This is a genomic window from Streptomyces carpinensis (assembly GCF_002154505.1).
Classification (GTDB): domain Bacteria; phylum Actinomycetota; class Actinomycetes; order Streptomycetales; family Streptomycetaceae; genus Streptomyces; species Streptomyces carpinensis.
Genome location: NZ_MUBM01000468.1, coordinates 1 through 10,419, shown reverse-complemented (window position 1 = coordinate 10,419; position 10,419 = coordinate 1). Strand labels below are relative to the sequence as shown.

General features: G+C 71.5%; 9 protein-coding genes and 1 pseudogene. All 10 read left to right on the top strand.

From position 1 onward, the window contains the following. Positions 1 to 131 (top strand): annotated as a pseudogene (locus BZY54_RS54145) (DUF948 domain-containing protein); the annotation flags it as partial. A 9-nt stretch (positions 132 to 140) separates the two neighbouring features. Beyond that, the gene (locus tag BZY54_RS43590) at positions 141 to 500 is read left to right on the top strand and encodes a hypothetical protein (protein ID WP_086730897.1); all 360 of its coding nucleotides are present in this window, start codon (positions 141 to 143) and stop codon (positions 498 to 500) included. Next, the gene (gene alaS / locus BZY54_RS43585) at positions 500 to 3,172 is read left to right on the top strand and encodes an alanine--tRNA ligase (RefSeq protein ID WP_086730896.1); all 2,673 of its coding nucleotides are present in this window, start codon (positions 500 to 502) and stop codon (positions 3,170 to 3,172) included. The genes BZY54_RS43590 and alaS overlap by 1 nt, the downstream gene beginning before the upstream one ends. Continuing rightward, on the top strand, positions 3,172 to 3,636 hold the full coding sequence (gene ruvX / locus BZY54_RS43580; RefSeq protein ID WP_086730895.1) for a Holliday junction resolvase RuvX: 465 nt from the start codon (positions 3,172 to 3,174) through the stop codon (positions 3,634 to 3,636). The genes alaS and ruvX overlap by 1 nt, the downstream gene beginning before the upstream one ends. A gap of 122 nt (positions 3,637 to 3,758) precedes the next feature. After that, positions 3,759 to 5,477 (top strand): endolytic transglycosylase MltG, encoded by a 1,719-nt coding sequence (gene mltG, locus BZY54_RS43575; protein ID WP_086730894.1) that lies wholly within the window; start codon positions 3,759 to 3,761, stop codon positions 5,475 to 5,477. Next, entirely contained in the window at positions 5,458 to 6,297 is an 840-nt protein-coding gene (locus BZY54_RS43570; RefSeq protein WP_086730893.1) for a shikimate dehydrogenase, read from the top strand. The genes mltG and BZY54_RS43570 overlap by 20 nt, the downstream gene beginning before the upstream one ends. A 205-nt stretch (positions 6,298 to 6,502) precedes the next feature. After that, positions 6,503 to 7,687 (top strand): chorismate synthase, encoded by a 1,185-nt coding sequence (aroC, locus tag BZY54_RS43565; protein WP_086730892.1) that lies wholly within the window; start codon positions 6,503 to 6,505, stop codon positions 7,685 to 7,687. After that, positions 7,684 to 8,202 (top strand): shikimate kinase, encoded by a 519-nt coding sequence (locus BZY54_RS43560; protein ID WP_086730891.1) that lies wholly within the window; start codon positions 7,684 to 7,686, stop codon positions 8,200 to 8,202. The genes aroC and BZY54_RS43560 overlap by 4 nt, the downstream gene beginning before the upstream one ends. Continuing rightward, the gene (gene aroB, locus BZY54_RS43555) at positions 8,199 to 9,290 is read left to right on the top strand and encodes a 3-dehydroquinate synthase (protein WP_086730890.1); all 1,092 of its coding nucleotides are present in this window, start codon (positions 8,199 to 8,201) and stop codon (positions 9,288 to 9,290) included. Before BZY54_RS43560 ends, aroB begins: the two co-directional genes overlap by 4 nt. A gap of 164 nt (positions 9,291 to 9,454) precedes the next feature. Continuing rightward, positions 9,455 to 10,333 (top strand): Pro-rich N-terminal domain-containing protein, encoded by an 879-nt coding sequence (locus BZY54_RS43550; protein ID WP_086730889.1) that lies wholly within the window; start codon positions 9,455 to 9,457, stop codon positions 10,331 to 10,333. Positions 10,334 to 10,419: the final 86 nt, after the last annotated feature.

Here is a 10,419-nt window from a genome sequence, read left to right as displayed (position 1 = left end):
GCACGTCCTCCTTGCGGGCGCTGGGCGCCCGCAAGGAGGACGTGCCCGCCAAGACGTCGAGGCGTACCGTGATCGTGGGCCGCACCGTCCCGGCCGCGCGGCGGGGGAAGCGGAACAACCGGGAGAAGTAAGGACTAGCGATGTTCCGCCGTACGTTCTGGTTCACCACAGGTGTCGCCGCCGGTGTGTGGGCCACCGCCAAGGTCAACCGCAAGCTGAGGCAGCTGACCCCCGAGAGCGTCGCCGCGACCGCGGCGAACAAGGCGCTGGAGGCGGGTCATCGGCTCAAGGACCGCGCCGTGGGCTTCGCGCTCGACGTCCGCGACAACATGGCCCAGCGGGAGGCCGAACTCGGCGAGGCGCTCGGTATCGACGCGCCCCCCGGCCCCGAACTCCCCGCACCCCGGCGGCACGCCGCCATCGAGAACCACGACACCCCGAAGTACGTCGACGGCTCGACGTACCCGACGTACTCGTACAACCGGAATGAGGACCACTGATGGAGTCGGCTGAGATCCGCCGCCGCTGGCTGAGCTTCTTCGAGGAGCGCGGGCACACCGTCGTCCCTTCGGCGTCGCTCATCGCGGACGACCCGACTCTTCTCCTCGTCCCGGCCGGCATGGTGCCCTTCAAGCCCTACTTCCTGGGCGAGGTCAAGCCGCCGTTCGACCGCGCCACCAGCGTGCAGAAGTGCGTGCGCACGCCCGACATCGAAGAGGTCGGCAAGACCACGCGCCACGGCACGTTCTTCCAGATGTGCGGCAACTTCTCCTTCGGCGACTACTTCAAGGAAGGCGCCATCAAGTACGCCTGGGAGCTGCTCACCACGCCCCAGGACAAGGGTGGTTACGGCCTCGACCCCGAGCGCCTGTGGATCACCGTCTACAAGGACGACGACGAGGCCGAGCGCATCTGGCACGAGGTCGTCGGCGTGCCGAAGGAGCGCATCCAGCGGCTCGGCATGAAGGACAACTACTGGTCGATGGGCGTCCCCGGCCCCTGCGGCCCCTGCTCCGAGATCAACTACGACCGCGGCCCCGAGTTCGGCGTCGAGGGCGGCCCCGCCGTCAACGACGAGCGGTACGTGGAGATCTGGAACCTCGTGTTCATGCAGTACGAGCGCGGCGAGGGCACCGGCAAGGACGACTTCGAGATCCTCGGCGAGCTGCCGAGCAAGAACATCGACACCGGCCTCGGCCTGGAGCGCCTCGCCATGATTCTGCAGGGCGTGCAGAACATGTACGAGATCGACACCTCCATGGCCGTCATCGACAAGGCCACCGAGCTGACCGGCGTCCGCTACGGCGACGCCCACGACTCCGACGTGTCCCTGCGCGTGGTCACCGACCACATGCGCACCGCCACGATGCTCATCGGCGACGGCGTCACCCCCGGCAACGAGGGCCGCGGCTACGTGCTGCGCCGCATCATGCGCCGCGCCATCCGCAACATGCGCCTGCTCGGCGCCACCGGTCCGGTCGTCAAGGACCTGATCGACACCGTGATCCACATGATGGGCCGGCAGTACCCCGAGCTGATCACCGACCGCGAGCGCATCGAGAAGGTCGCCCTCGCCGAGGAGAACGCCTTCCTCAAGACGCTCAAGGCCGGCACCAACATCCTCGACACCGCCGTCACCGAGACCAAGGCCACCGGCGGCACGGTCCTCTCCGGCGACAAGGCCTTCCTGCTCCACGACACCTGGGGCTTCCCGATCGACCTCACCCTGGAGATGGCCGCCGAGCAGGGCCTCGCCGTGGACGAAGAGGGCTTCCGCCGCCTGATGAAGGAGCAGCGGGAGCGCGCCAAGGCCGACGCCCAGGCCAAGAAGACCGGCCACGCCGACATGGGCGCCTACCGCGAGATCGCCGACTCCGCCGGTGCCACCGACTTCATCGGCTACAGCGACACCGAGGGCGAGACCACGATCGTCGGCATCCTCGTCGACGGTGTCTCCTCCCCGGCCGCCACCGAGGGCGACGAGGTCGAGGTCGTCCTGGACCGCACCCCGTTCTACGCCGAGGGCGGCGGCCAGATCGGCGACACCGGCCGGATCAAGGTCGACTCCGGTGCCGTCATCGAGGTCCGCGACTGCCAGAAGCCGGTGCCGGGCGTGTACGTCCACAAGGGCGTCGTCCAGGTCGGCGAGGTCACCGTCGGCGCCAAGGCCCACGCCTCCATCGACGCCCGCCGCCGCAAGGCAATCGCCCGCGCCCACTCGGCCACGCACCTGACCCACCAGGCCCTGCGCGACGCCCTCGGCCCGACGGCCGCCCAGGCCGGTTCCGAGAACCAGCCCGGCCGGTTCCGCTTCGACTTCGGCTCGCCGTCCGCCGTCCCGACGGCCGTGATGACCGACGTCGAGCAGAAGATCAACGAGGTGCTGGCCCGCGACCTCGACGTGCACGCCGAGGTCATGGGCATCGACGAGGCCAAGAAGCAGGGCGCCATCGCCGAGTTCGGCGAGAAGTACGGCGAGCGGGTCCGCGTCGTGACCATCGGCGACTTCTCCAAGGAGCTGTGCGGCGGCACGCACGTGCACAACACCGCCCAGCTGGGTCTGGTGAAGCTGCTCGGCGAGTCCTCCATCGGCTCGGGTGTGCGCCGTATCGAGGCCCTGGTCGGTGTGGACGCCTACAACTTCCTCGCCCGTGAGCACACGGTCGTCGCCCAGCTCCAGGAGCTGATCAAGGGCCGCCCGGAGGAGCTGCCGGAGAAGGTCTCCGCCATGCTCGGCAAGCTGAAGGACGCCGAGAAGGAGATCGAGAAGTTCCGCGCCGAGAAGGTGCTCCAGGCCGCCGCCGGCCTCGCCGAGTCCGCCAGGGACGTCCGCGGCGTGGCCGTGGTGACCGGCCAGGTCCCGGACGGTACGACCCCCGACGACCTGCGCAAGCTGGTCCTCGACGTGCGCGGCCGCATCCAGGGCGGCCGGGCCGCCGTGGTGGCCCTCTTCACGGTCACGGGCGGCAAGCCGCTCACGGTCATCGCCACCAACGAGGCCGCCCGCGAGCGCGGTCTGAAGGCCGGTGACCTGGTCCGCACCGCCGCCAAGACCCTCGGCGGCGGCGGTGGCGGCAAGCCGGACGTCGCCCAGGGCGGCGGCCAGAACCCGGCCGCCGTCGGCGAGGCCGTGGACGCCGTCGAGCGCCTCGTGGCGGAAACGGCCAAGTGATGAGGAGAGGCCGCCGGCTCGCCGTCGACGTCGGGGACGCCCGGATCGGGGTCGCCTCGTGCGACCCCGACGGGATCCTCGCCACCCCGGTGGAGACGGTTCCCGGCCGGGACGTCCCGGCGGCCCACCGCCGTCTGAGGCAGCTCGTCGAGGAGTACGAGCCGATCGAGGTGGTCGTCGGCCTCCCCCGCTCCCTGAAGGGGGGCGAGGGTCCGGCCGCGACCAAGGTCCGCGCCTTCGCGGGTGAGTTGGCCAAGGGCATCGCCCCGGTGCCGGTCCGCCTGGTGGACGAGCGGATGACCACGGTGACGGCCAGTCAGGGGCTGCGGGCCTCCGGGGTGAAGTCCAGGAAGGGACGCTCCGTGATCGACCAGGCCGCGGCGGTCATCATTCTGCAGCAGGCCCTCGAATCCGAACGGGTGTCAGGTAAAGCACCCGGGGAGGGCGTCGAAGTGGTCATCTGATCGCGATACGGTAACGTTCCGCGCGATGCGGCGGCGTTCGAACAGCCGACGCACAGCAAGAGGCGGGACGGGAGCCGGGCCTTCAAGCCGCGTGACCGCCGACTCGAGGCTCTAGGGGATCGATGACTGAGTATGGCCGGGGCCCAGGCTCCGAACCGTGGCATCCGGAGGACCCGTTGTACGGGGACGGCGGATGGGGAGGACAGCAGGGCCACGCGGGCCCGCCGTCCTCCTACGGCGGCCGCCAGCACCCTACGCAGCAGTCGCAGTACGGCGAGTGGGGCCACGAGCAGCAGGACGGCTACGGCGGTCAGCACCCGCAGTACGACCAGCACGGCAACCAGCCGTCTCCGCACTACGGTCAGCAGGGCCACCAGCAGTACGACCAGCACTACGCACCCCACGCCCAGGAGCAGCAGTACCAGCAGGGCGGCTGGGACGGCACCGGGGCCCAGCCGCAGGTCCCGTATGCCGACCCGGCGGACCCGTACGCCCAGCAGGCCATGGCCTACGGCGCCGAGCAGCCCGACCTCTACGGCACCCCCGACGCCTATCCGCCCCCGGAGCCGCCGAACCGCAGGACCCCCGAGTCCGAGCAGCGACCCGACTGGGAACCCGAACCCGACCCCGGTCAGGAGGACCACGCCTTCTTCGCGGGCGGCGAGGACGAGGACGAGGACGCTCCCGACACCGACGACCCGAACGAGGGCCGGGGCCGCGGCGACCGCAAGGGCCGGGGCGGCAAGGGCAAGGGCGCCAAGAAACGCCGCAACGGCTGTGCCTGCCTGGTCGTCGCGCTGGTGCTCGGCGGCGGCGTGGCCGGAGTCGGTTACTACGGGTACCAGTTCTACCAAAATCGTTTCGGCGCGGCGCCGGACTACGCGGGCAACGGCACCGACGAGACGGTGACCGTCGAGATCCCGTCGGGCGCCGGGGGTTACGACATCGGCCGCGCGCTGAAGAAGGCGGGCGTGGTCAAGAGCGTCGACGCCTTCGTGGCGGCCCAGTCGGAGAACCCCAAGGGCAAGCAGATCCAGGCCGGCGCCTACCTGCTCAAGAAGCAGATGTCGGCGGCGAGTGCCGTGGCCCTGATGCTCGATCCCAGCAGCCAGAGCAGCGTGCTGGTCAAGCCGGGGGAGCGAAACGCCCAGGTGTACGCGGCGATCGACAAACAGCTCGACCTGGCAGGCGGCACCACCCAGAAGATCGCCGCGAAAGAGTACAAGTCCCTCGGCCTGCCCAGCTGGGCGAAGAACAGCAGCCAGATCATGGACCCGCTGGAGGGCTTCCTCTACCCGGGCACCTATCCCGCGGCCAAGGGCATGAAGCCCGAGGCGGTCCTCAAGGGCATGGTCAAGCAGGCCAACCAGGCCTACAGCCGCTACGACCTGGCCGGGAACGCCGAGAAGTTCGGCCTCGCCAACCCCTGGGAGCTCGTGACGGTGGCGAGCCTCGTCCAGGCCGAGGGCAAGACGCACGACGACTTCCGCATGATGGCCGAGGTGGTCTACAACCGCCTCAAGCCGACGAACACCCAGACCAACCAGCTGTTGCAGTTCGACTCGACCTTCAACTACCTGAAGGGCCAGAGCAACATCCACATCAGCGAGAAAGAGATCAACGGCAACAAGAGCCCGTACAACACCTACACGCACAGGGGCCTGCCGCCCGGGCCGATCGGAAACCCCGGGGACGACGCACTGAAGGCGGCGCTGAACCCGACCAGGGACGGCTGGATCTACTTCGTGGCGACCGACGGCATGAACAAGACCGAGTTCGCCAAGACCTACGCCGACTTCCTGAAGCTCAAGGAAAAGTTCGATGCCAGCTCGGGCCACTGACGCCCGCCGGGCCGCCGTGCTCGGTTCGCCCATCGCCCACTCCCTCTCCCCGGTGCTGCACCGCGCGGCCTACGAGGAGCTGGGGCTCACCGACTGGTCGTACGACCGGTTCGAGGTCGACGAGGAGGGACTGCCCGCCTTCATCGACAAGCTCGGCTCCGAGTGGGCGGGGCTGTCGCTGACCATGCCGTTGAAGCGGGCCGTCATCCCGCTGCTCGACGAGATCAGCGACACGGCGGCCTCCGTCGAGGCCGTCAACACGGTCGTCTTCACCGAGGACGGACGGCGCACCGGGGACAACACCGACATCCCCGGCATGGTCGCCGCGCTGCGCGAGCACGGCATCGAACAGGTCGACTCGGCGGCGATCCTCGGCGCCGGCGCCACCGCGTCCTCCGCGCTGGCCGCACTCGCCCGCGTCTGCACCGGCGAGGTCGTCGCCTACGTCCGCAGCGCGGCCCGGGCGGCCGAGATGCGCCAGTGGGGCGAGCGGCTGGGGGTGGAGGTCCGCACGGCGGACTGGTCGGACGCCGAACAGGCCCTGCGCGCCCCCCTGGTGATCGCCACCACCCCCTCCGGTGCGACCGACGCGCTCGCCACGGCCGTACCCGAGCGGCCCGCCACCCTCTTCGACGTGCTGTACGAGCCCTGGCCGACCGCCCTCGCCGCCCGCTGGTCCATGGCCGGCGGTGCCGTTCTCAGCGGTCTCGACCTTCTGGTCCACCAGGCGGTCCTCCAGGTGGAACAGATGACGGGCCGCGCCCCGGCCCCCCTGGACGCCATGCGCCGGGCGGGCGAGAAGGCGTTGGCGGAACGCTGACCTCCCGGTGCCGGGCGCTCGGCGCCGGCGACCGGCCGAGGCCTCCGGCGGGACGCCCACCTGCGGCGGGACCGTCCGCCGTGCGTCCGCCTGCTGGACCGGCGGCCGGGCAGGCGGCCCGGACGTGGGAGGATCGTAGTGGCGGGCCAGGGCCGCGCACCCGGTCGCGCCGTCGCAGTTCCAGGCGCGAGCATGAGGAGCACCGTTGAGCAGGTTGCGTTGGCTGACCGCGGGGGAGTCCCACGGACCCGCACTTGTCGCGACGCTGGAGGGCCTTCCCGCCGGCGTGCCGATCACCACGGAGATGGTGGCGGACCACCTCGCACGGCGGCGCCTCGGCTATGGGCGCGGCGCCCGGATGAAGTTCGAGCGTGACGAGGTCACCTTCCTCGGCGGCGTCCGGCACGGCCTCACCATCGGCTCGCCGGTGGCCGTCATGGTCGGCAACACCGAGTGGCCTAAGTGGGAGAAGGTCATGGCCGCCGACCCGGTCGACCCGGCGGAGCTGGCCGAGCTGGCCCGCAACGCCCCGCTGACCCGCCCCCGCCCCGGCCACGCCGACCTAGCGGGCATGCAGAAGTACGGCTTCGACGAGGCCCGGCCGATCCTGGAGCGGGCCTCCGCGCGGGAGACCGCGGCCCGGGTGGCGCTGGGCGCGGTGGCCCGGTCGTACCTGAAGGAGACGGCCGGCATCGAGATCGTCAGCCACGTGGTCGAGCTGGCGGCGGCGAAGGCCCCGTACGGCGTGTACCCGATCCCGGCGGACGTCGAGAGGCTGGACGCGGACCCCGTGCGCTGCCTGGACGCCGACGCCTCGAAGGCGATGGTCGCGGAGATCGACCAGGCCCACAAGGACGGCGACACCCTCGGCGGTGTGGTGGAGGTGCTGGCCTACGGCGTGCCGGTGGGCCTCGGCTCCCACGTGCACTGGGACCGGCGGCTGGACGCGCGGCTCGCGGCGGCGCTCATGGGCATCCAGGCGATCAAGGGCGTCGAGGTCGGCGACGGCTTCGACCTCGCGCGCGTACCGGGCTCCAAGGCCCACGACGAGATCCTGACCACCCCCGACGGCATCAAGCGCGCCACGCGCCGCTCCGGCGGCACCGAAGGCGGCCTCAGCACCGGTGAGCTGCTGCGGGTCCGGGCCGCGATGAAGCCGATCGCGACCGTGCCGCGGGCCCTGAAGACCATCGACGTCGCCACCGGCGAGGCGGCCCAGGCCCACCACCAGCGCTCCGACGTCTGCGCGGTGCCGGCGGCCGGCATCGTCGCCGAGGCCATGGTGGCCCTCGTCCTCGCCGACGCCGTCGCGGAGAAGTTCGGCGGCGACAGCGTGGCCGAGACCCGCCGCAACGTCCGGTCGTACCTCGACAACCTGGCCATCCGATGAGCGCGACGCCGGTCGTCGTCCTGGTCGGCCCCATGGGCGTGGGCAAGTCCACCGTCGGCCACCTGCTGGCCGGCCGGCTCGGACTCGGCTACCGGGACACCGACGACGACATCGTGGCCGAGCAGGGCCGCACCATCGCGGAGATCTTCGTCGACGACGGCGAGGCCGCCTTCCGCGCGATCGAGAAGCAGGCGGTGCGCCGGGCGCTCACCGGGCACGACGGTGTGCTGGCACTGGGCGGCGGCGCGATCCTCGACGCCGACACCCGCGCGCTACTCGCAGGAGCGCGCGTGGTCTACCTGTCGATGGACGTCGAGGAGGCCGTCAAGCGCACCGGGCTGAACGCGGCCCGCCCGCTGCTGGCAGTCAACCCGCGCAAGCAGTGGCGCGAGCTGATGGAGGCCCGTCGGCACCTGTACGAGGAGGTCGCCACGGCCGTGGTGGCCACCGACGGCCGTACGCCCGAGGAAGTCACCCAAGCCGTCCTGGATGCACTGGAGTTGAAGGAAGCATGAGCGAGGCAGTGACGCGGATCCACATCGGCGGCACCGCGGGCACCGAGCCCTACGACGTCCTGGTGGGCCGTCAACTCCTGGGCGAACTGACCGGGTTGGTCGGTGACAAGGCCAAGCGGGTCGCCGTGATCCACCCGGAGGCGCTCGCCGAGACCGGCGACGCGCTCCGCGCCGATCTGGCCGAGCAGGGCTACGAGGCCGTCGCCATCCAGGTGCCCAACGCGGAGGAGGCCAAGACCGCCGAGGTCGCCGCCTACTGCTGGAAGGCGCTGGGCCAGTCCGGGTTCACCCGCTCCGACGTCATCGTGGGTGTCGGCGGCGGCGCGACCACCGACCTCGCCGGTTTCGTGGCCGCCACCTGGCTGCGCGGGGTGCGCTGGATCGCCGTCCCGACCACGGTGCTCGCCATGGTGGACGCGGCCGTCGGCGGCAAGACCGGCATCAACACCGCCGAGGGCAAGAACCTCGTCGGCGCCTTCCACCCGCCCGCCGGCGTGCTGTGCGACCTCGCCGCGCTGGACTCGCTGCCGGTCAACGACTACGTCTCCGGCCTGGCCGAGGTCATCAAGGCCGGCTTCATCGCCGACCCGGTGATCCTGGACCTCGTCGAGTCCGACCCCGAGGCGGCCCGCACCCCGTCCGGCCCGCACACCGCAGAGCTGATCGAGCGCTCCATCCGGGTGAAGGCCGATGTCGTCTCGTCCGACCTGAAGGAGTCGGGCCTCAGGGAGATCCTCAACTACGGCCACACCCTCGGCCACGCCATCGAGAAGAACGAGCGGTACAAGTGGCGGCACGGCGCGGCGGTGTCCGTCGGCATGCACTTCGCCGCCGAACTCGGCCGTCTCGCCGGGCGGTTGGACGACGCGACCGCCGACCGCCACCGCACGATCCTCGAGGCGGTGGGTCTGCCTCTGCACTACCGCTACGACCAGTGGCCCAAGCTGCTGGAGACGATGAAGGTCGACAAGAAGTCCCGCGGGGACCTGCTGCGTTTCATCGTGCTCGACGGACTCGCCAAGCCCACCGTGCTGGAGGGCCCGGACCCGGCCGTGCTGCTCGCCGCGTACGGCGAGGTGGGGCAGTAAGTTCCGGCAAGCCTGGTCCGTCCGATTCGCCGTGCGCCGGCGGGCACTTCGGGCCGTCCCCGGCCGTTCACCAAACGGCGGCCGGGGACGGTACCGTTCGGTAGGTAGCGGGAACGGACTCGCTGCCAGCGCCCATTGCCTTGTACGAGACGGAGTGGCACCGGATGCAGCACGCAGTGGGTTCGCCGCTGCCGCCCCACCAGCCGGGGCACGGACCGGCCGCCGGCTGGCCGCCGGCCGCACACCACCCGGGTCCGCACCACCCGGGCTCGCACCAGGGCTCGGCCCCCGTGCCGCCGCCCCCCGGCCGTGCCGGAGCGCCGACGGCACCACAGCCACCGGGTCCGCCGGCGCCACCCGTGCAGGCGTCGCCGGCCCAGGCCCCGCCGCCTCCGCCGGACGTCACCGGCCACATCCAGCTGCCGCCGGGCGGCCCCGTCGCCGTGCCGACAGCACCGGCCGCCCACGCCGCGCCCGACCCGACCATCACCACCCTCGCGGTGCTGCTCATCGGACCCGCGGGCGCCGGCAAGACGAGCGTCGCCAAGCACTGGGCCGAGCACCGCCGGGTCCCGACCGCGCACATCAGCCTCGACGACGTCCGCGAGTGGGTCCGCTCCGGCTTCGCCAACCCGCAGTCGGGGTGGAACGACAGCTCCGAGGCGCAGTACCGCCTCGCCCGCCGGACCTGCGGCTTCGCCGCGCGCAACTTCCTCGCCAACGGCATCTCGTGCATCCTCGACGACGCGGTCTTCCCCGACCGCCCGGTCGTCGGCCTCGGCGGCTGGAAACGGCACGTCGGACCCGGCCTGCTTCCGGTCGTGCTGCTCCCCGGCCTGGACGTCGTCCTTGAGCGCAACGCCGAGCGCACCGGCAACCGCCGCCTCACCGACGAGGAGGTGGCCCGCATCCACGGCCGCATGGCGGGCTGGTACGGCTCCGGTCTTCCGATCATCGACAACTCCCAGCTCGACATACCCACCACGGCCCGAGTCCTGGACGAGGTCCTCTCCCGGGCCATCGCAAGCCCGCCGACCTGGTAGCGCCGCGGTTGCGGGCAGCCAGGTGACATGGCTGCGGGCACTCGTGCCTCCCCCGGCGCTCGACGCCTGGGGGACCCCCACAGACC